The organism is Micromonospora cynarisoli, from assembly GCF_030518815.1.
Lineage (GTDB): Bacteria > Actinomycetota > Actinomycetes > Mycobacteriales > Micromonosporaceae > Micromonospora > Micromonospora wenchangensis.
Genome location: NZ_CP130426.1, coordinates 4,385,920 through 4,407,292, shown reverse-complemented (window position 1 = coordinate 4,407,292; position 21,373 = coordinate 4,385,920). Strand labels below are relative to the sequence as shown.

15 protein-coding genes are annotated in these 21,373 nt (G+C 71.6%); 5 read left to right on the top strand and 10 right to left on the bottom strand.

The window, feature by feature from the left end; all coding sequences use genetic code 11:
* Window positions 1-278: 278 nt before the first annotated feature.
* Window positions 279-1,748 carry an AMP-binding protein gene (locus Q2K16_RS18895; protein ID WP_302738914.1) on the top strand — a complete coding sequence of 490 codons (1,470 nt, stop codon included), beginning with the start codon at window positions 279-281 and terminating at the stop codon, window positions 1,746-1,748.
* A gap of 17 nt (window positions 1,749-1,765) precedes the next feature.
* On the opposite strand, the gene Q2K16_RS18890 is transcribed toward Q2K16_RS18895, so the two are convergent.
* Entirely contained in the window at window positions 1,766-4,627 is a 2,862-nt protein-coding gene (locus tag Q2K16_RS18890) for an AfsR/SARP family transcriptional regulator (protein ID WP_302738912.1), read from the bottom strand.
* Window positions 4,628-5,367: 740 nt separating this feature from the next.
* Entirely contained in the window at window positions 5,368-5,676 is a 309-nt protein-coding gene (locus tag Q2K16_RS18885; protein WP_302738910.1) for a phosphopantetheine-binding protein, read from the bottom strand.
* A gap of 257 nt (window positions 5,677-5,933) precedes the next feature.
* Here Q2K16_RS18885 and Q2K16_RS18880 point away from each other — a divergent pair, with 257 nt between their 5' ends.
* On the top strand, window positions 5,934-6,467 hold the full coding sequence (locus Q2K16_RS18880; protein ID WP_302738909.1) for a phosphopantetheine-binding protein: 534 nt from the start codon (window positions 5,934-5,936) through the stop codon (window positions 6,465-6,467).
* Between the two features lie 147 nt (window positions 6,468-6,614).
* On the opposite strand, the gene Q2K16_RS18875 is transcribed toward Q2K16_RS18880, so the two are convergent.
* The gene (locus tag Q2K16_RS18875; protein WP_302738907.1) at window positions 6,615-7,790 is read right to left on the bottom strand and encodes a zinc-dependent alcohol dehydrogenase; all 1,176 of its coding nucleotides are present in this window, start codon (window positions 7,788-7,790) and stop codon (window positions 6,615-6,617) included.
* Complete coding sequence (locus Q2K16_RS18870) at window positions 7,787-8,329, bottom strand: SRPBCC family protein (protein ID WP_302738905.1); 543 nt, start codon at window positions 8,327-8,329, stop codon at window positions 7,787-7,789. Before Q2K16_RS18870 ends, Q2K16_RS18875 begins: the two co-directional genes overlap by 4 nt.
* Before the next feature lie 832 nt (window positions 8,330-9,161).
* Between Q2K16_RS18870 and Q2K16_RS18865 the strand changes: the two genes are divergently transcribed.
* Window positions 9,162-10,004 (top strand): aldo/keto reductase, encoded by an 843-nt coding sequence (locus Q2K16_RS18865; RefSeq protein WP_302738903.1) that lies wholly within the window; start codon window positions 9,162-9,164, stop codon window positions 10,002-10,004.
* Between the two features lie 17 nt (window positions 10,005-10,021).
* Here Q2K16_RS18865 and Q2K16_RS18860 read toward each other — a convergent pair whose 3' ends face one another.
* Entirely contained in the window at window positions 10,022-10,243 is a 222-nt protein-coding gene (locus tag Q2K16_RS18860) for a hypothetical protein (RefSeq protein ID WP_302738901.1), read from the bottom strand.
* A 100-nt stretch (window positions 10,244-10,343) separates the two neighbouring features.
* Entirely contained in the window at window positions 10,344-13,214 is a 2,871-nt protein-coding gene (locus tag Q2K16_RS18855) for a CHAT domain-containing protein (protein WP_302738899.1), read from the bottom strand.
* Window positions 13,215-13,267: 53 nt separating this feature from the next.
* Between Q2K16_RS18855 and Q2K16_RS18850 the strand changes: the two genes are divergently transcribed.
* A complete protein-coding gene (locus tag Q2K16_RS18850; protein ID WP_302738897.1) occupies window positions 13,268-13,636 on the top strand; it encodes a hypothetical protein in 369 nt (122 codons plus the stop codon).
* A gap of 832 nt (window positions 13,637-14,468) precedes the next feature.
* On the opposite strand, the gene Q2K16_RS18845 is transcribed toward Q2K16_RS18850, so the two are convergent.
* The 3 genes from Q2K16_RS18845 to Q2K16_RS18835 are packed head-to-tail and all read right to left on the bottom strand — an operon-like array spanning window position 14,469 to window position 17,610.
* On the bottom strand, window positions 14,469-16,085 hold the full coding sequence (locus Q2K16_RS18845) for a protein kinase family protein (RefSeq protein ID WP_302738896.1): 1,617 nt from the start codon (window positions 16,083-16,085) through the stop codon (window positions 14,469-14,471).
* Window positions 16,082-16,936 carry a protein phosphatase 2C domain-containing protein gene (locus Q2K16_RS18840; protein WP_302738895.1) on the bottom strand — a complete coding sequence of 285 codons (855 nt, stop codon included), beginning with the start codon at window positions 16,934-16,936 and terminating at the stop codon, window positions 16,082-16,084. Before Q2K16_RS18840 ends, Q2K16_RS18845 begins: the two co-directional genes overlap by 4 nt.
* The gene (locus tag Q2K16_RS18835) at window positions 16,933-17,610 is read right to left on the bottom strand and encodes a vWA domain-containing protein (protein ID WP_302738893.1); all 678 of its coding nucleotides are present in this window, start codon (window positions 17,608-17,610) and stop codon (window positions 16,933-16,935) included. Before Q2K16_RS18835 ends, Q2K16_RS18840 begins: the two co-directional genes overlap by 4 nt.
* A 141-nt stretch (window positions 17,611-17,751) precedes the next feature.
* Here Q2K16_RS18835 and Q2K16_RS18830 point away from each other — a divergent pair, with 141 nt between their 5' ends.
* Window positions 17,752-18,792 carry a cellulose binding domain-containing protein gene (locus tag Q2K16_RS18830; RefSeq protein ID WP_302738891.1) on the top strand — a complete coding sequence of 347 codons (1,041 nt, stop codon included), beginning with the start codon at window positions 17,752-17,754 and terminating at the stop codon, window positions 18,790-18,792.
* Between the two features lie 30 nt (window positions 18,793-18,822).
* Here the strand turns inward: Q2K16_RS18830 and Q2K16_RS18825 are convergent, their stop codons facing one another.
* Complete coding sequence (locus Q2K16_RS18825; RefSeq protein WP_302738889.1) at window positions 18,823-21,213, bottom strand: low temperature requirement protein A; 2,391 nt, start codon at window positions 21,211-21,213, stop codon at window positions 18,823-18,825.
* Window positions 21,214-21,373: the final 160 nt, after the last annotated feature.

Here is a 21,373-nt window from a genome sequence, read left to right as displayed (position 1 = left end):
TGTCGACGTGCCCTGGTAAGACCATGTACGCCAGATTATTGAGCGGTCCTCGCCGCGCAGTAGGGAAGGACCGGCAGCGACTCACGGGTCGGATCGTGTGCGTTGTTCTGCCTGTTGTTCCCTGCGGCTGCCGGGCACCACCGGACATCATCGTCAGGCGTCCATCAGGTGTGCGGCGCGAGGTCCGCCGTGTGGACCCGCGTTCCGGCCGGCACGCCGGTCCGGCCGGTCACCGACCGCCGGGTGGATGACGACGCACTCGATCGTGGGAGGCCCGAATGAGCGTATCGATCCGCCAGCGGATCACCGATATCGCGGCGACGTCCAGCGACCGGCCCGCGATCGTCGGTTTCGACGAGAACTCCGTCGAGCAGGTACTGACGTGGCGGGAACTGGCCGAGCGCAGCGGCCGGCGGGCGGACGCACTCGTGGCCGCCGCCGCCCGGCGGACCGGCCCGGGAGTGGTCGCGGTGGAGGCGAACAACACGATCCAGACGGTGGTCGACATCGTGGCCGTCCTCTCTGCGGAGCTGCCGCTGCTGCCGCTGAACCCGGCCTCGCCCGGACCCGAGCGGGACAAGCTCCTCACCTTCATCCACCGGACGTACGGCCGGGCTCGGCTCATCGACGCCGACGCCGACGCCGACGCCGACGCCGACGCCGACGCGGATCGGCCGGGGTGGTCGCCGGCGTCGCCGGCCAGCCGGATCGGCTATCTGCTGCCCACCGGCGGCAGTTCCGGCCACCCGAAGATCGCGATCCGCCCCGGGCCGCTCACCTACGATCCGCACCAGGTGCCGTTGCCGTTGCGCCGCCGCGCCGGCTGGCGGTCCGGTCAGCGGCAACTGATCCTCGGCCCCCTGCACCATGCGGCCCCGTTCACCACGCTGCTGGACGGGCTCCTCGACGGCAACACCACGGTTCTGCCGCCGTACTTCCTGCCGGCCTGGACGGTGGAGCTGGTCGAGCGCCACGCGGTGGAGTGGATCCAGCTCACCCCGGCGCACATGCGCACCATCCTGCTGCTCCTTGAGCCCGACCCGGCGTCCTTCGCCAGCGTACGCACGGTGATGCACACCGCCGCGTCGTGCGACTCGTTCACCAAGCAGCGGTGGATCGAGCTGGTGGGGCCACAGCATGTGTACGAGGTGTACAGCTCGACCGAGAACATCGGCGGCACCCTGGTGCGCGGAGACGAGTGGCTACAGCGGCCCGGGACGGTGGGTCGCGGCTTCTTCACGAAGATCAGCATCAGGGACGACGTCGGGAACCGGCTCGGCCCGGGACAGACCGGCAAGGTGTTCATGCGCGCCGGCCGGGTCTCCAGAGGAGACGCCTACCTGGGCAGCCAGCTGCTGGAGACGACGACCGACGGTTTCGCCAGCGTCGGCGACTTCGGTTGGCTCGACGAGGACGGCTACCTGTTCCTCGCCCCCCGGCGGCACGACGTGATCAACGTGGGCGGCGAGAAGGTCTATCCCAACGAGGTCGAGGCCCAGTTGCTGGAGCACCCCGCAGTGCTGGACGCCGTGGTGGTGGCGGCCGAGGAGCAGGTGCTCGGTTCCACCGTCGGCGCCTACGTCGTCCGCAGGCCGGGAACCTCGGTCAGTAGCGGTGAACTCATGGCGCACTGCCGGGCCGGTCTGGTCAACTACAAGGTGCCGACCCGGGTGACGTTCGTCGACCAGGTACCACGCTCGTCCGCCGGGAAGCTCGAACGTTGGCGGCTCGCCGGCCAACGCGGCTGAGCCCGCGGGCCCGGTTCTCACCTCCCCGCGGTCGGCTCGTTGCCACCCCGCGCAGGTAGCCTGCCGGCAGCCTGCCGCAACGCGCCCAGCTCCTCGATGGAACGCGAGTGCCACGGGGCGTTCTCCTGCATGGCGAACGCGTTCGCGGCCTGCACGAAGAACTGTTCCGCGGTGTCGAACTCACCCCGGCCCAGGTACACCCGGCCGAGCCCGAACAGGGCGTGCGCGTGCACGTTCCGCTCGTGCGTCACCCGGCAGAGTTCGATCGTCTCACTGAAATGGATCTCGGCCGCGGTGAACTCGTTCTGCTCCAACATGGCCGTGCCGAGGCCGTTGAGGGCGTAGGACTGGCCGACACGGTCGTCCTGCGCCCGGGCCAGATCCAGCGCCGACTGGAACACGGCCTTGGCAGTCGAGGACTGGCCGGAGTCGGCGAAGACCTCACCGAGCCGGTACAGCGCCTGTGCCTGAAGGCGTCGGTTACCGAGCTGTTCGCCCAGGGCGAGTGACTCCTTCGCCAGCGTCTCGGCCCGTGCCGGGGAACCGAGATCCAGGTGGCAGCGCGCCAGCCCGCTCAGGACGTGGGCCTGTGCGCCGAGGTCGTCCACCTTCCGGAACTTCTCCAGGGCCTGCTCGTAACGCAGCACCGCCATGGCGGGCCGCCCCTGGATCCGGTCGAGGTGGGCAAGGTTGCGCAGCGTCAGGGCCGAGCCGGCCTCGTCGCCCGCCGCCTCGAACAGCTCCATGGCGTGCAGCAGGTTCTCGCCGTCGTCCTCGGCGTGCTGGGCGACGCCCAGCGAACCGAGCGACGCCAGCAGGGCGGCTTCGCCCCGGCGGTTACCGGCCCTGCCGGTGGCCTCCAGCGCGACGGTGTGCGTCGTACGCCACTCGGCGAACAGGCCGCGTCTCTCGTACATGGTGACCGACACGATGGCCAACTCCCAGCACAGCTCGTCCAACTCCAGCTCCGCCGCCTGGCGGATCGCCACCTCCAGCGTGATGCGCTCCTCGTCGAACCAGGCCGTCGGATCGCCCAGGAACCTGTCGAACTCGGCACGTGCGCCCGCCCATCGGGGCGCCGCCCCGCGCAGCATCGCGAAGCGTCCCCCGCTGATCCGTTGATGAGCCTCCTCGGCCAGGGCGAGCAGGGCGCCCATCGACCGCGTGACCGCCTCCGTGCACGCCTTCGGGTCGCCCTGCGTCAGCCGGTGCTCGGTCGCGAACACCCGTACCAGCTCGTGGAACCGGTAGCGGGGTTGACCGGTGAGCGCGGAGAGGTGGGCCTCCAGCAGCCGGACGTCCGCCAGCTCGTCGAGCAGTGCCGTCGCCCGTCTCGTTTCGCAGTCCAGCAGGGCCGCCGCGGTCCACGCGCTGAACTCGTGTATCTCCAGGGCGCTGAGGAGCCAGAACAGCGTCTGCGCCGGAGCGGTGAGTGACTCGTGCACGTCAGCGAGCAGCGACCGGACCGCGACATCGCCGTGCGAGAGCTCGTCCAGCCGGAACCGCTCGTCGCGTAGCCGGTCCACCAGCGTGCCCACCGCCCAGTGCGGGTGCGCGGCCAGTCGCACCGCGGCGATCCGTACGGCCAGGGGCAGGCCGCCGCACATCCGGGTCAGCTCCGCTGCGGCGTCGGGTGCCGCGGCGACCCGCTGCTCCCCGCAGATCCGACCGAGCAGGGTCAGGCTCTCGTCGGCCGACATCATGTCGACATCGACGGCGCGGGCACCCGGGATGCCGGCGAGCCTGCGGCGACTGGTGATCAACACTGCCGGGCCGGGCACGCCGGGGAGCAGGTCGGCGATCTGCTCCTCGCTGCCGACATCGTCAAGCACGATCAGCAGCCGTCGGGCCGCCAGCTGGCTGCGGAGCAGGTTGATCCGCTGCCCGAGCGCGACCGGGATCGCCGCCGGAGCGACGCCGAGTCCGTGCAGGAGGTCGCTGAGCACCGCGTCGGTCGACCGTGGCTGGGCGGTGCTGCCGTACAGGCAGGCGTAGAGGCTGCCGTCGACGAACCTGGCGCGCAACAGGTGGGCGACGTGCAGGGCCAGCGAGGTCTTGCCGCAGCCCGGTGCGCCGGTGGTGACCGCGATCGGCACCTGTGTGGTGTCCTCGCTGGTCAGGGTGGCGGTCAGCGCGTCGATCAGCGCGGCATGGCCGACGAAGTCCGGCAGGTCGGCGGGCAACTCCTGCGGCCGGTGCACGCTCGTGGCGCTCCCCGCGCCGCCGTCGTCCACCTCGCCGCTGATGCTGCTGTCCTGGCTGAGGATCGCGCGTTCCAGGGTGCGCAGGTACTGGCTCGGTTCGATGCCCAGTTCGCCCACGAGGTTGGTGCGGGCCGTGCGGTACGTCGCCAGCGCTTCGGCCTGTCGTCCCGAACGGTAGAGGGCGAGCATCCGGAACCCCCACAGGCGTTCCCGCAGAGGGTGCTCCGTGGTCAACGCGACCAGTTCCTCGACCAGCTCGCGGTGACCGCCCAGGCGCAGACGGATCTCGGCGCGGTCCTCCAGCGCCATGATCCGTCGCTCCTCCAGCCGGTGGGAGGCGGCCTCCGCGGCCCGGCCGGGCACTCCGCCCAACGCCGGGCCGGACCAGATGTCGATCGCACGGTCCAGGTGTGCCAGGGCCTCGTCCAACTGTCCCTTGGCCGCGGCGGACCGACCCCGGGCGAGGGCGTCGTCGAACACGAGGTGGTCGAGCTGCTGGCGGGCCACCCGGATGGAGTACCCGAGCGGGTTGGTGTCGATGATCTCCGGGCTGCCGAGAGCCCGGCGCAGCGCGGAGATGCAGATCTGGATCTGACCACGCGCGCTGGGCGGCGGGGAAGCGTCCCACACGGCACCGATCAGCTTCTCGACGGTCACGACATGGTTGGCGGCCATCAGCAAATTGGCCAGCACTATACGCTGTCGCGGTGAGGTTATCGGCACGGAGGAACCATCGACCACGGCTTCCAATGTTCCAAGAACCCGGAACTCGATTCGTACCATGTTGGTAGCATACGGGATCTTTTGAACGATGAACGTCAATCCCATTTTGCTTGGCCGTCGTTCGGGTGGCAAGCGCGTGGACCTGAGTGGGGCATCGGGCCCGCGTGTCGGGCCATGGTCCTGGTTCGTCAGGTAATGGCGCGTCCACACATAAATACCATTATTGCTGTGGCATGCGGGCAAAAGCTCGTCATTCTACATCGAATGCTTTGCTGTCAATCGATGTCGTGAGGTTCCGGCATGATCGTTTTGTCCGCCTGGGTGCGGATCGGGGGAGATCGCGTCGGCGATCGTGGGGTTCCCTACGCGTCACGACGCCCCGAGGACCCCGCCCGCCGATCACCGCGCCGTCCGCCGCCGGCACACATCACACCACCTGCGGTCACGAGAGCGGGTGCGCGGGGCTGATGCGGGCCCCTCGGCGGTCCCGACACCCGCGATCCGGGTGGCACGCGGCATCCGCTGCCGGGTCTGCTCGCGGTCTGCGGTCCTGGCCGGGCGTCGTCGCTCGCCGCGATCACCGACTGGCGGCACGATCTGGACGAGCCGGCCCGCGACCGACTCGGGTAGGCGTGCCGTTCGAGGCGTGGGACAGCCCTCCGTCGACCCCGACGCCCCACCCGGCCGGCCGCTCACCTGCGCGTGATGCGGCTGTCCCGGTCGGAGACGGGATAGTCGGGCAGCGCCGAGGCCAGGGTCGCGACGGTCGGCCAGTCGAACAGCGCCCGTTCCGGCAGTTGCCGGCCCAGAGCGACGCACAACCTGGCCACGGCCTGCGTCGCCAGCACCGAATGACCTCCGAGGTCGAAGAAGTTGTCGTGCCGTCCGACCTCGTCGAGGTTCAGTACCTCGGTCCACACCTCGGCGATGGTCCGCTCCGTTGCGGTGCTCGGCACGTCCTCCTCGACGAGCGATGACTGTGCGTGGCTGATCTCGTTCATCGTGCACAACCCCCTGGGCCGACGACAATGTGACGTCGAATAGCGATCGGCCACCGATTCGCCACCCGTCGGCGTGAATTGTGGTCACGTTCGGGAGGGGTCGGCAAGAGCGGGCGGGAAGTAGCAACGGCGGTCGGCCCCTTCCGGAATTTCTGCCGATCCGTCTCTACGGCCACCCCGGCTTCCGTGACACATTGGCGACTGTTATCGATCCGTGCCGACGGCTCGGACTGCCGCCGTTACTGAAGGAGCGGTTGATGGTTGGCTTGGCAGAGCTCGCATCCACCCTGCGGGGGCATTCGGCCGTGCGTGACGCTCGGGTGACGGCGATACGCCACGACGATCGGGACGTCACGATCGGCGTGGTCAGGTTCTCCCAGTACGTGAGCGGGCCGGAGCTTCGCAGCTACGTGTGGGACCAGCTCGGCGCGGACTGCGGACTGGACGGTGTGTTGCTTGTCGACGCCATGCCGCTCGCCGGTGACGCGCTCGACGTCGAGAGCGTCCGGTCCGCCGTGATCGCGGGTACGTGCACCCTGTTCGAAGGACCGGTCGACCATATCGAGGAGCGACTCCTGTCGATCTGGGGTGGTGCCATGAACCTGAGGTGGGCCGGCGTGCACGACGACTTCCTGGACCTCGGCGGCGACTCGATGGTGGCGGTCGAGATCCTCTCGAAAATCGAGGACGAGTTCGGCGAAGCGCTCGACGTCTACGACTTCATGAGCACCTACAGCATCCGTGGCGTCGCCGGCCTGTTGCGTGGCCCACGGGTACTGCAACAGCAGTGAACAGCTGAGAAGCATTCGGGATCGGCGGTCGGCTGTTTCCCGCAGCGCCATGGGCTGATCGTGCACGGGCGCGTACCGGCCCGGCTGGGTGCAGACGCGCGACCGGGTACCACGACGCGCGCCGTGGCACCCGGATGCGGCCGGTGGTCAGGGTTTGAGGACGACCTTCTCGCAGTTGTCCTGCTTGTTCTTGAAGATCTCGAAGCCGTGTTCCGCCTCGTCGAGCGACAGGGTGTGGGTGATGACCCGGGTCGGATCGATCTCGCCACGCTCGATGCGCTGCAACAGCGGCTTCATGTAGCGCTGCACGTGGCATTGACCGGTACGCAGGGTCAGCGCCCGATTCATCCAGGCGCCGGCGGGGAACTTGTCGAGGAAGCCGCCGTACACGCCGATCACCGACACGATGCCACCGCTGCGGCACGACATGATCGCCTGCCGCAGCGCGTGCGGACGCTCGGTCTCCGAACGGACCGCCTGCTTGACCCGGTCGTAGGCGTGGACGTGCGCGGCACCGTGGCTGGCCTCCATGCCGACCGCGTCGATGCACTTGTCCGGTCCCCGCCCACCGGTCAGTTCCAGCAGCCGGGACCGCACGTCCACGTCCTCGAAGTTCACCGTCGTGTGGCCCGCCCGTTCGGCCATCTGCAGCCGGTACGGCTCCTTGTCGATGGCGATGACCTTCGCGGCGCCGAGCATCCGGGCGCTGTCCATGGCGAACTGGCCGACCGGGCCGGCGCCCCACACGGCCACCACGTCGGTGGGCTGGATGTCACACATCTCGGCGCCCATGTAGCCGGTGGGCAGGATGTCCGAGAGGAACAGCACCTGCTCGTCGCTCAGCTCGGACTCGATCTTCAGCGGACCGACGTCGGCGAACGGCACCCGCGCGTACTGTGCCTGACCGCCGGCAAAGCCACCGGTCAGATGCGAGTAGCCGAAGATCCCGGCGACCGGGTGGCCGAACATCTTCTCCGCGATCCCGGCATTGGGGTTGGAGTTCTCGCAGCAGGAGTACAGCTCGGCGGCGCAGGCGCCGCACGCGCCGCAGGCAATCGGGAACGGAACGACGACGCGGTCCCCGACGCGCAGCCGGGCGGCGTCGACGCCCCGGCCGACCTCGACCACCTCACCCATGAACTCGTGACCCATGACGTCGCCGTCCTGCATCGTGGGCACATAACCGTCAACCAGATGCAGGTCCGAGCCGCAGATCGCGGTGGAAGTGATCCGTACGATGGCATCGCGCTCGTTCAGGAGCCTGGGGTCCGGTACGTCGCGGACCTTGACCTTGTTGCGGCCCGCCCAGGTGTTCGCCCTCACGCGTCCGCCCCCTTCGCCAGCTCGGAATCCGACGGCGGCTGCGCCGGACGCTGCGGGAACTCCTTGCGGGCCCGCTTGCCCCACGGGGCGCCCTCGGACCGGACCACCTGGCCGGTCTCCAGCACCTGCTTGAGTCGGCGCAGGTCGTCGTCGAGCTGCTGGTGCGGCTCCTCGCCGAAGTACCTGGCCACCGCCTTACCGACCGCACCACCAGGGATGTCGTACGACACGACGACGTGTACCTCGCTGCTGAGACCGTCGGGGGCGGGCACGAACCGGACGGTGCCAGAGTTCGGCACGTCGGCGTCGCCGGTCGACCGCCAGGCGATCCGCTCGCCGGCCACCTCGTCGACGATCTCCGCGTCCCACTCGACGTTCTTGCCGAACGGAGCGCTGGCGGTCCAGTGGCTCGTCCGGTCACCGGTGGCGCGGACCTCCTCCAGGTGGGCCATGAACGTCGGGAGGTTGTCGAGGTTTCGCCAGAACGCGTAGACCTCCCGTGGGGGTTTGCGGATGGTCGTCGTGGCTGTCAGCTCCATGGATCCTCCTTGGCGCGAGCCCTGTGCCGCCCGCGCTGAGCCGGTTTTCTTCGAGCGGGTTGCCTGCGCGGCCGTCAGCAGGTCGACCACCGTGATGCCGACGATGACGCCCGTGACACCGACGAGACGTCGTCGGCGTCGCCCGTCGCGGTGGGCGATGGCAATTCCGAGCGCGGCCAGGTCCATCGCATCGCCCACGACCCGGGTCCACGCCCAGATTCCCTTTCGCCGGCTCGTCAGGAGCCCGGCCGCGTGTACCAGTTCACGCGTCCCGACCAGCTGCACCACCGCCCGGGATCTCGGGGAGTCGTCCACGCCGCTGATCCGGCGCACGGTGTCCGATGCCGCCAGCTGTGTCACACCCAGGCCCAGACTCATCCAACCGAGCCCGCGTCCCCGCCGCTGCACCTCGTACTGCCTGGCCTTCTCTGCCTCTCGGACCGCCAGTCGGGTCACGGGTAGCCTCCGCATCCGGTCACACCCCGGAACGATCATTCCGGTTCACGACGTTCGGGGCGCGACCCGTAGGAGCCGGGAATACCCCTTCGAAACCACCTCAACCCGCTCATCGACGCATTTCTGCACGGTGGTCCCCTGTCGCGCGACAGCCCGCCGCCGCAGGGCCCAGGCCCAGCTGGCCCGGTCCACCCGACAGCGGTTGGCCGGGGCCGTCCCGGTGCCGCCACCTGCGAACAGACCAGCGAACGTCACCCGGGGGCGGCAGCGCGGCGTGCGGGCCTGCGCCGGATTCGGTCCGCGACCAGGTGTGTTGCCGCTCGCAGCGGGTAACGCAGGCAACCCACTGGTACCCAGCGCCCGGAAAGGTCACGACATGACCCCCGCTGCCGACGCGATCGAGCTACCGTCCGGGCAGACCATGCCCGTCCTCGGCCAGGGAACCTGGTACCTGGGTGAACGCCCCGCGAGGCGGCAGGACGAGATCGCCGCCCTACGCGCCGGGCTCGACCTGGGCATGACCATGATCGACACTGCCGAGATGTACGGTGACGGTGCCGCCGAGGAACTCGTCGGCGAGGCAATCGTCGGACGACGCTCCGACGTCTTTCTGGTCGACAAGGTGCTCCCGTCCAACGCCAGCCGACGGGGCACCCTGCAAGCCTGCCGCCGCAGCCTGCAGCGACTCGGCGTCGACCACATCGACCTCTACCTGCTGCACTGGCGTGGCACGAATCCACTCGCGGAGACGATCGGGGCGTTCGCCGAACTCGTCGACGCAGGCGACATCGGGCAGTGGGGCGTGAGCAACTTCGATGTTTCCGACATGGCGGATCTGGTCGAGGCGGGCGGCGGCGACTGCGCGACCAACCAGATCCTGTACAACCTCACCCGACGCGGTCCCGAGTACGACCTGCTGCCGTGGCAACTCGCGCACCGCATCCCGGTGATGGCGTACTCGCCGATCGAGCAGGGCCGGCTGCTCGGCCATCCCCAGGTCGCCGAGACCGCCGCCCGGCACGGGGCCACGCCCGCGCAGGTGGCACTGGCCTGGCTGTTGCGGCAGGAGAGCGTCGCGGCCATCCCCCGGTCGTCCAGGCCCGAACACACCCGGGAGAACGCCGAAGCGCGTGACCTGCAACTGAGCGAGGAGGACGTGGCGGCACTCGACACGGCATTCCCGCCGCCGGCCGCCCCGCAACCGCTGGAGATGCTGTAGCGCCGTGCGAGCAGGAGTCAGGCCGTACCCTGGCGGTTGACCCGCCCCTCCTGGGCCGCCTTCGACCGGCCGTGGTCGCGCTCGGTTCCGGCCGCTCCGGTTGCGGTACGCGCGTGCCGCTGGTCCGGCGAGTGCTCCACGGTGGCCCCCTGCCGGCCCCGCGCCCCGCTGCCCGGGTGCCGACGGCCCCGTGCCGACTCGCCGCCGCTGTCATGCTTGTTGTGCTTCTGGCTACCCATGCCCGGTGGGTACCCGGTGCCCGGGAGCCCATGCTTTCGTGGTCGACACGGCTCCGTCCGCGGACCCGTCGGCCGACCCCGTTCGGCAGCTCACCTGGTGCTACGGACCGGTGTGGATCAGCGCCGCCCACACCTCCGGGCGGTCCGGGTGCGCACGTCGTACCCGGTCGATGGCCCGGTCCAGCGCGACGGCCGCACCGTCGGCGTCCAGGCGTCCCCCCGTCCGCAGGCCGGCGTAGACGTCGTCGGCGACCTGGGCCGCCACCCGGTCGGCGACCGCCCACTGGCTGCCGATGACGTGCCGGAAGCCGGCCATCTGCAACGCCGCGGTGAGATGGATGCCCTCGTCGGGCAGGTCCCGGCCACCGGCTGCCGTACGGCACGCGGACAGGTAGGCCAGGTCGCACCCGCCTGCCGACCGGCTGCGGGTGGCGAGGCGGCCGGCCAGGTCCAGGACGCTGAGCCTGCCGTCGACCAGGCGGAGGGCGGCGGCGCTGGGCCGCTTGAAGTCCTGGTCGCCGTGGCAGGCGAAGTGCGCCCAGCTGTGCCGTTCGAGCGCGGTCAGCACGCCCTCGACGGTGGCGCTGCGGCCGGAGAGCACCCGTAGGCCGGGCACGTGCGAGCTGACCGCGCGCAGCTCGTCGCTGACCGCGGGCAGCGGCGTCTGGCCGGGCAGGGTGCCCAACCCCACCGCGAACGCCTGCGGCGCTCCGTCCGGCGTGGGGGTGGCGCGGGCGCGCAGCAGCGCCGACAGGCTCGGGGTGTACGACGACACGCATCGGGCGGCGACCGAGATCCGGCGTCTCGCGGCGAGCGGGGCGCTCGCGCCGAACCTGCCGGCGGCGTGCAGCGGCAGCATCGTCAACGGCCCGGTCGGGCACCACCACACCCGGTGCCGCCGGTCCGGCCCGGCACCGAGGATGTCGTCGAGGGCCGCGCAGACGGACTCCCCGACGGTGTCCCAGAGCCACCGTTGCAGGGACACCAGCGTCTGGTGCAGCGCGGCCCGTTCGACCGGCCCGCCGCCCTCCTCCACCGCCCGCTGCACCTCCAGGAACGCCACGGCCCGACGCTGCGCCGTGTCGTGGGACAGCCACGGCAGCGGCACGGCGCGTACCCCGTCGGTGGTGACGATGATCGCGTCGCTGCGCCAGCGCGACGTGTTGACCAGCACCGCCGCCCCGCCCGTGGTGGCCGGTTGGAGGGCGGCGAACGACGGCGGGTGCAGGAAGTTCTCGAAGCCCGGCCGGCGGCGGGCCTCGGCCGCGAGCTGCTCCCAGCGTTCCGCCAACCGGCGGCGGTGACCGGCGTCCTCGGTCTCGGCACGGTGCGGTCCGCCCAGCGCGGTGGTCAGCAGGTCGCGGCCCATCTCCCAGCCGGGACGGGTCGGCAGCTCGACGACCGGGGACGCCCCGGTGCCGTCCAGCTCCCGGCGTGTCCGGTCGAGTTCGTCGGCGAGCGCGGGTGCGACCGCGGCCAGCGCGGACAGGTCGCTGCGGGTCTGCAGGGCCTGCGACCAGAGCACCTGACGGCCCTGCTCCAGCAGCTCCACCGCGCGGTGCGGCTGCCCGGCGGCGAGGGCCCAGGCCGCCGCGTCACCGGCCAGCCCGGACACCGTGGCCAGCCGCTTCTCCTGCACCGGACGGTCCAGGCCCCGCCACGCGAGCAGCGGCAGCAGACCCACGGCGGTGCCGTACGCCTCCAGGGCCAACTCCGCGTCACCGGCCTCGGCGGCGGTCTGCGCCCAGGTGCGGGCCGCGGTCATCCGGATCTCGACGGCACCCGCCCGGGACGCCGACGACGACCGCCACATGCCGACCGCGGCGTCGAGGTCGGCCGGATCGTGATCGATCAGGTAGCGGATCCGCAGGGCCGTGCCGAGCACGTTGAGGGCCCGCGCCCGGTCCGGATGGCCCGGCGAGAATCCGGCCAGGGCGGCCATGCCGGTGTCGACGGCGTCGCTGACCCCGGCCGGATCGCTGCTCATCCGGGCCCGGATGAGCAGCGAGTGGGCCAGACTGACCAGGTGGCCGGCCCGTTGGGTGCCGGCCGTCGGCGCGTCGACGGCCTCCCGGGAACTGCGGATCGCCTCGTCCAGGTGCGCCGGCGAGTTGCTGCTGAGGCCCTGCATGACCAGCAGGGCGCCGTGGGTGGCCAGCAGTTGCGCGCGGACCGTGCCGATGCTCGGCAGGTCGGCGACGACCTGCCGGCTGACCCGGACCGCCTCGTGCAGGTCGGCGTCGTCGTCGCCGTCCAGACTCACCCAGCGTTGCACCAGCGCGATCACCAGCACGCCGTTGAGGGCGGCCCGGTCGACGTGCCGCGCGGGCATGGTGGCCAGACCGCTGCGGCAGTGCTCGATCGCCTCGTCGATGTCACCCGGGCTGCCGGTCCGGGCGAACCGCATGACCAGGCAGAGCGCCAGCAACTGGTGGGCGGTGAGCACGTGGTCGGGATCGGTCGAGCGGTGGACCTCCCGGCTGAGGCGCACGGCCGTGTCGATGTCCGCGAGCTGGCCGAACCGCTCGAAACTGAGCCGGTACACGTTCACGCAGCGGATCAGCACGTCGATCCGGACGGGATCGTTCCCGTCGACGGCGGCCACCGCGACGTCCGCGTGCCGCTTCGCCGTGGACAGGTCCGCCACCTCGCGCCGCTGTTCGAACCGGAAGCCGACGACCAGGGCGAGCTGGGCGTTGACGTACGGCCACCACGGATCGTCGGGCGGGGTCAGCGCCGTCGCCCTCCCGGCGGCGGCCACGGCCGCGTCGAGCTGCTTCGGGTCCGAGGTGCGGCCCCGCAACATCAGGACGGTGGAGAGCGCGGCGAGCACGTCCACCCGGGACGGGTCCGCCGCGAGCACCTCCCGCGCCACGCTCTCGGCCCGGACCAGCAGCGACTCGTCGCCACTGTCGTTGTAGGCGACGATGAGCGGGTCCACCGCATCGATGGACCGCTCCGGCGATGGCACCGATTCAGTAGATTCGACGGCAGCTCGGGCGTCAACCGACGGGAGTGTCGTACATGGAGCAACGCCGTCTGCTGGCCGCGTTGTGCGCCGCCGTGCCGACCCTGCGGAAACGTGCGGAGGCGGGGGCGTGGAGCGACCTGCTCGACGAACTCCTCGACGAACTGGCCGCCGGCAGGCCGGTTGAGGAGGTCTGCCGGCAGCTCGGCTGGACGACCGGGGCCGAGACCGAGCGCAGCGTCGGCGTCGGCCCGGCGGACCACGCCGGGGGCGCCCGGCTGGAGGGTCTCGCGCCGGTGGTGCTCGACGGCGACTACCGCTGCCCGGCGCACCGCTGCTCGCGCCGGGCCCACCGCGACGACCGGGGCCGGGTGCCGCACTGCGCGCTCGCCGACACGGCGATGACGTACCGGTCCGAGCCGTGATCGAGGCGCTGCTGGGCGAGGTCGGGCGGCGGATCAACGACCGCTGGCTGACCCGGGCGCTCGGCCCGGCCCTGCTGTGGCTCGCGGTGGCCGCCTTCGCCGTGCTGCCGGGGCGCGGTGCCGTCTTCGACGTGCCCGGGGCGGCGCTCGCCGCAGCCGACGCGGTCGACCACCTGCGGGACCGGGTCGGCCTGGCCCTGGTGGTCGGGGCACTCGTCGTCGCGGCCGCCGCGGCGGCCGCCGCCTGCGCCCAGGCGGCCGGCCGGGCCGTCCGCCACGTCTGGCTGGGTTCCTGGGCCGGCCCGGCCGGCCGGCTGTCGACCGTGCTGACCGCCCGTCGGCGTGCCGCCGCCGTACGCCGGCTCACCGCGCGGGGGCGGGTGGTTCCGGCGGTGTACCTGCCGGCCCGACCGACCTGGATCGGCGACCGGATCCGGCTCGCCGACGACCGGGTGGCCGCGCAGTACGGGCTCCGGCTGGGTCTGATCTGGCCGCGCCTGTGGCTGCTGCTCACCCCCGAGGGGCGCACCGACGTGATGCAGGCGCGCGACCGGCTCGACCGGGCTGTCGCCTCGGCCGGCTGGGCGGTGCTCCACCTCGCGCTGACCCCGTGGTGGTGGCCGGCGGCGGTGCTCGGCGTGACCCTGGGTGCCGTCTCCTGGTGGCGGGGCCGGTCGGCGGCCGGCCTGTTCGCCGACATCGTGGAGGCGACCGTCGACCTGCGGCACCGTGGCCTGGTCGCCGAGCTGGGTTTCCCGGTCGAGCCGGGGCGTCCGCTGCCGCCGTCGACAGTTGCCGCCGTCAACGACCTGCTGCACAAGGGCGCCAGCGGTCACGGGCAGTACGACCGGGCCGGTGCGGAGATCGAGCCGACGTGGTACCCGTCGTCGTCGGTGACGAGCGACAGCCGGGAGCGCCAGCAGCCTGCCGACGAGCCGGCACCGTCCGGGTCGAACACCACGTTGACCTGAGGGCTGCCGTCGGTCGCGGTGCGGATGCCGATGATCGTCGCCACGGGGAACGGGCCGTTCTTCGTGAGGGTGGCCGCCCGGGCGAGTTGGGTCCTGCTCCGGTCGTCCAGGCGTGGTGCGTCGCTGTTGATCCCGCACAGGAAGCCGCGCACGGCCACGACCGAGGACTTCGTCCGGGCGGACGTCCGGTTCAGGCCACGCCCCACCTGGACGTCGCTGAAAAGACAGGGCCTGGCCAGCGGAAGGAGCTTCTCCAGGTCGAGCCGGGTCGGCAGGGGCAGGCCGGGATATCCGCTCACCCCGGCCGGGCCGCCGGTGGGCCGGGTCAGACCCGGGATCCCCGTCGGCAACGGGGGATAGGACGGCTGCCGGACCAGTCCCGTCGGCAGGCCGGACCCGGCCCGGTAGGGCGTGCCCGGGGAGTCGTCGTTGGCGCTGATCAGGCCGGCCAGCACCGCGATCGCGGCCAGCGCCGCGGCGAGCAGGCCCCAACCCCGGCCGGTCCGTCGGGACCCGGCCACCGCAGGGGCGGGGACGACGAGGCGTACCGGGTCCGGACGGACGGCGTCCGGGCGGGTCGGCTCCGGGCCGGTCGGGGGAGCCGCCCGGCGCGGCGGTGGCGTCGGCGGGGTACGGCGGATGCTCCGCTCCAGGGCGTCCGACCACTGCTGCGGGGCGGGCCGGAGGTGCGGAGCGGGGTCCAGGCTCCGGCCGGCGAGGGTGACCAGGTGCCGGTCGAGCCGCCGGCGGGCCGCGTCCGGGTCACGGGTCTGCTGGTCACCGGCGAACAGGCGGACCGCGAGCAGCCCGAACTTGTACGCGTCGGTGGCGGGCGTGGCCAGTTCCTCGGCGTCCGCGTCCGGTACGTGCCATTCGGGGGTCTCGGTCTGCGCCAGCACCGAGTCGCCGTCCAGTCGCATCGCGTCGCAGTCGATGAAGTAGCACCGGGGCCGGGAGTCGAGGCTGAACAGCAGGTTGTTCGGTGACAGGTCGCCGACGCAGACGCCGAGCCGGTGCAGCAGGGTCAACGCCTCGCCGGTGTCCCGCAGCAGTTCCAGACGCATCCGGTCGTCGATGTGCAGCCCACGGTCGAGCAGGTAGTCGTCGCTGTTCAACAGGTACTGCACCTGGGCCAGGACGGTGTCCGGCCCGCGTGGCAGTTGGATGCGGACCCGGAACCGGTCGGGTACCCGTGGCATCAGGAACCCCCGGACCACGCCCTCCTTGCGGACGATCGCGGTGGGCCAGGCGGCGAGACCGAGCAGCGTCTCCGCATCCGGTCCGGCCCCGGCGGCGAGCCGGACGAAGCGGTTCAACGTGGTGACGTCGACGTCGTCGACGAACCGGGTCGCGTACTCCTTGTAGACCCACCGGGGGTCCTCGGTGAGGGCGTAGACGGTGCCCTGGCCGCCGGTGCCGATCCGGGTACGCGGGCCGAGGGCGGACAGGCTCACCTCGGGCGGCAGCGGACCGGTCATGACGGCTCGGGCGGCACCGGCCAGACGGCCAGCACGGTGCGGTCGTCGTCCCACGAGCCGCCGGTGAAGTCGAGCATCCAGGCGAGCCGGGTCATCGCGGGAGGCGTGGTCAGCGCGTCGCCGAACAGCCGCCCGAGGTCCCCGGTGCCGTGGCCGAGCGGCTCGGCGAAGCCGTCGGTGGCCAGCACCAGCACGTCGTCCCCGACGAGCGTCACCGCCACCGGGTCGACCTCGGTGGGCACCCGGGGCAGGGCGGCGACGCCGTCCGGGAGCAGTTCGCCCCGTGGATCGGCCGGGTCGGTGAACAGCGGCTCCCAGGTGCCGTCGCGCAGCCGCCAGGCGGTCGAGTCGCCGACCCGGACCAGGTGGGCGACCGCCCGTCCGGGGCCGTCCGGCCGGACCAGGGCGACCACCACCGTGCTGGCCAGCAGCGTCTCGGCCCGCTGCGGATCGGTCTCGCCCAGTTGCCGCCCGGCGTACTCGACGAGCGCCCAGCCCGCGCAGCGCAGCAGGTCGTGCCAGTCGACGGTGTCGTCGGCGCGCAGCAGGTAGTCGACGACCGTCCGGCACACCAGGGTCGCGCCGAGGTGGGACAGCGGGGCGTTGGAGACCCCGTCGGCCACCACCGCGATCACCGAACCGGCCGCCGTGGCCAGCGCGAAGTCGTCCTGCCGGGGTACGCCGGACGCCCGGTGGCCGGGTCCGCGCACCGAGGCGGCCCGTACCTCGAAACCGGTCGACGCCCAGCCGTCGGCCACGGTGTCCGGCCGGTACGGCTGCGTCTGCGGGGCGCGGGCCGGCGACTGCGGGCCCGGTACCCCGACCAGCGGCGGCGTCCAGTCGAAGCTCACACCACGTCCACGGCCATCCGGAAGCTGTCCGGCCGCTCCACGACCAGCTCTGCGGTGTCACCCCCGACGGCCTGCCCCGACCTGATGACGCTGCGGGTCAGGGCGGTGCAGAACTCGGCGATCGCGAACCCCACCTCCACCCCCGGCGTGGCCACGAACGCGAACTCCGGCCGGGTCGCCACGTGCAGGATCGTCTCGGCCCGTGCCTCACCGATGCCGCACGCGATGATATTCGGCGCGGTCGGGGTGCGCTCCCGGTCGGTCAACTCGGCGTAGACCGGCTCCCACTGGCCCGGGTCGGTCGGCTGCCCGTCGCTGAGGAAGAACACCGCCGGTCGGTGCACGGCGAAGCCCTCCCGCTTGAGCGCCCGCACGTCGGCCGGGATCCGGTCGACCAGCAGACTGAACGCGACGCCGTAGGCGGTCCCGGCGCGTACCGACAGCTGCGGCAGTGCCGTCTCGTTGCGCAGGTCGGACAGGGCCGAGTGGACGATCACGTCCTCGGAGAAGCCGATGATCGAAAACCTGACCTTGGCCGCCGCGAGGGGCTCGCGCAGCAGGGCGTCGTGCAGCGACTGGAGCCCGGCGTTCAGCTCGCCCACCACCGGAGTCATGGAGACGGACTCGTCCGCCACCAGGTAGACCGGCAGCACCCGCCCGGCAGTCTCCGCCATGCGCACCCCCAACCGTCGTCAGTGGACGGCCTCAAGGTAACACCGTCCGTCTATCCGGCGGTGGCGGTCCGCGACGCCCGTCGCGGGGGGTGACCCGGCCGGAACCGTGCACCGGATGGTGCCAGTCGTTGACAGGCATCGATGTCTTGCCGCGCGGCCGCGACGCCGCCGCCGACCACGGCACCCACCACCCCGCCGGGCACCCCGGACACCTCACCCTTCCCGCCGGGCGTGCCCACGAACGTCACCGCCGGCCAGGTCCGTACGGGTTCCGTCACCCTCACCTGGACGGCCGCGACCCCCGGCTGCTGCGCCATCGCCGGCTACGACATCACCTACCACAGCCCCTTCGACGACGTCGTCATGTCGGCAAGCGTCGGCAACGTCACCACCACCACCACGATCAGCAACTACATCAGCGTTGGCCGGCAGTACTCGTTCCGGGTCTCCGCCCGGGACGTCGTCGGGCACCGCTCCCTGGCGTCGGAGCCGGCGACCGTGGTCACCCCGGTCACCGACACCGGCCCGGACACCACCCCGCCGAGCGCGCCGCAGAAGCTGACCCTCGGCGACGGGACCGACTCGACCGCCACGCTCTCCTGGTCGCCGTCGACCGACGACGTCGGAGTGAGCGGCTACGACGTCTACCGCTTCGACGGCTGGTACAGCTCGTTCCTGGTCGCCACCGTGCCCACGACGACGTACACGATCGCGCTCCCACCGCCACCGCCGCCGTCGACGCCGCTGCGTCACCAGTTCTACGTGCGGGCCCGGGACGCGGCCGGCAACGTCTCGATCGCCTCCAACACGGTCTTCGCGCCGACGACGCCCACCCCGTCAACGACGCCGATGCCGCCACCGCCCACCTGCCGGGTGACCTACCAGAACCAGTCCGAGTGGCAGGGCGGGTTCGTCACCGTGGTGACGGTCCGGAACACCGCGACCACGCCGGTGGAGGGCTGGACGCTCACCTTCAGCTTCCGGGGGGACCAGCGGATCACCTCCGCGTGGAACGCGACGACCAGCCAGAGCGGGGCCACGGTGACGGCCCGCGACGTCGACTGGAACCGCGTCCTCGCGGCGAACGGCTCGGTGAGCTTCGGCATCCAGGGCAGCTGGAACGCCAGCAACGCGCCGCCGACCAGCTTCGGGCTGAACGGCGGCCCCTGCACGCTCGGCTGAGCCCCGCACCGGCGGACCGGCGGCCCCGGATCACGTCCGGGCGGGCCGGCGGGTCCGTGGGTCACCTGCCTGCACCGCCTCGACGACGGCGAAGACGACGCCGAGGACGGTCAGCAGCACCAGTGATACGACGGACGGCAGCGCGACGGTCACCGGTGCCAGGACGGTGACCATGCCCGCGCCGACGAGCCGGTGGGGGCTGACGGTCCGGAAGATCCGCAGCCAGAACATCTGGTTGCTGAACAGGTACAACGCCACGCCGAGGAACAGCGTGTAGTGACCCAGCAGGGCACTGTCACGGTCCTGGGACGCGGCCAGGGTCTGGTGCAGGCCGTAGGCGACCAGGACGATTCCGGCCACCATCGGCAGGTGTAGATAGGTGTACGCGTCCCGCGCGGCGCGGACCCTGCGGTCTCCCTCGTAGGCCGCGAGCGCGATCCGGGCCGCGTCGATGCCGGTGAAGTAACTCCACCAGATGGTGCCGAGGGCGACCACTGACGCGACGACGACGACCAACGTGGGCGCGGCGATCGGTTCGTCGTCGATCGCGACACCGACGGAGAGGACCGCCTCACCGAAGGCGATCAGGATGACCAGGGCGTGCCGGTCGGCCCAGTGCCGGACCAGCCTGATCCGCCACAGCCGCCCACCGGCCCAGTAACCGGTGACGTACTGCACGACCAGCGCGGCCACCCAGAGCAGCGTCATGGCGGGGTGCCGGGTCACCGGTTCGGGAGCGGTCAGCTCGACGACGGCGATCGCCAGCAGGATGGCGATGGTCGCCCCGGTGGCGAGGAACCGGTTGCGGGCGCCGTGCAGGTCGGAGTTCTCCCGGACGACCTGCCGGAAGATCAACGCCTGCATGAGCTGGATGGCGATGTAACACCCGATGACCAGCAGCGGGCCGGGCAGGCTGTCGGGCAGGGGTACGAAGGCCTGCGGGATCGCCAGCCCGATCAGCAGCACCGCCGTCATGATGCCCGCCGTGCTCAGCCGTACCACCGTGCTGTCGTGCCGGACGGCGTTGGCGAGCCAGGTGTACGACGTCCAGGCCCACCAGAGCAGCGCCAGCAGGATCAGACCCTGGGCCAGGCCGAGCAGGGTCGGGAAGCGGTTCATCACTGCGGTGACCTCGATGAAGGCGTACACGAAGACGAGGTCGACGAAGAGTTCCCGGGGATCGACCGTCCCGACGTGGATGCTCTCCGCCTCGACCGACTCGTGGAGCTGCCGGTGTCGTCGCCGGAAGAGGGTGTTGTCCAGCGCCACCATCGTGCAGACGGCGAGGACCAGCACCACCAGCGCCTGCACCTCGGAGATCCGACCGACCACCGTCAGCAGCACCGCCAGCAGTGCCACCCCCACCAGCGGACCCCGGCCCAGCAGCCGGACCGACCGCCACTCCACCGCGACGAGCGCCCCCAGGTAGAGCAGCACGCCGCCGTACAGGACGGCGATGCCGGCCGACGGCCACGGATGGGTGCTCCTCGGGGTGGCGTGCGTGTTGAGGTACTTGAGCCCCAGCGCGAAGAAGATCAGCCCACCGATCATGGGCAGGTGCAGCCCGCTGTAGACGTCGCGTCCGCCCCTGGTGCGGTCCTTCCCGAAGCTGGCCCGCAGCGCCCGTTCGATGATCACCTTGGCCAGGTCGAAGTAGCTCCACCACAGCGCGAAGACCACGGTGATGCCCAACACGGCCCCGACTGCCAGTTGGGCGCTCACCGGGCGGTCCACCCCGAGCCCTTCGCTGGCCCCGATCGAGATGATCGTCTCGCCGAGGGCGATCAGCACGATCAGGGCGTGCCGTTCGGCCAGGTGCCACGGCGAGACGACCCGCCAGCCGCCCCTGCCGACCACCACGATCATCAGAGAGTCGATCATGAGGGCGCCCGCGAACAGCGCCACCTGGACCAGTGCGGCGTCGACGGTCGCCGGCAGCAGAGGCGGTACCAGGGCGGAGGCGAGCAGCACCAGCCCGCCGGCGGCGAAGATCAACCACGCGGCGACCGCAATACGCCGGTCGGCGCCGCCCTCCCTGCGGCGGACGATCGTGAGGACGATCATGGCCACCGCGCGGATCAGCAGATAGCCGCAGACCAGCACCAGGGGACCGGGCAGCCCACCCTGCCGGTCGGTGAACGCCTCGGGGATCGCGACGCCGATCACCAGCAGGGCGGTGGCGATGACGAGCATGACCGGCGGCATCACCCCCCGGTCGAGGTGCACCATGTTGCCGAGCCAGACGCACGGGGTCCAGCAGTGCCAGATGAGCAGGATCACGAGCACGCCCTGGACCAGCCCGAGGACGGAGAAGTGCTCGGCCATCAGCGTGGTGACGGCCAGGAACGCGAACACGAAGAGCAGATCGACGAAGAGTTCGACCCAGCTCACATCGCCGATGGCCCCAGGGTCACGGGCCACCAGACGCCGACCCCCGGCCGTCGGGTGTGGCGCGGGATCATCCCTCCGCACCCAATAAGCCTCGCAAACCGGACACGGATTGTCCCGGCAACCAGGATCAGCAGAGCGAACGGCCGAATCCGAGCAGAAACCGCCAACGGGACGTACGCCGACCGGGGCG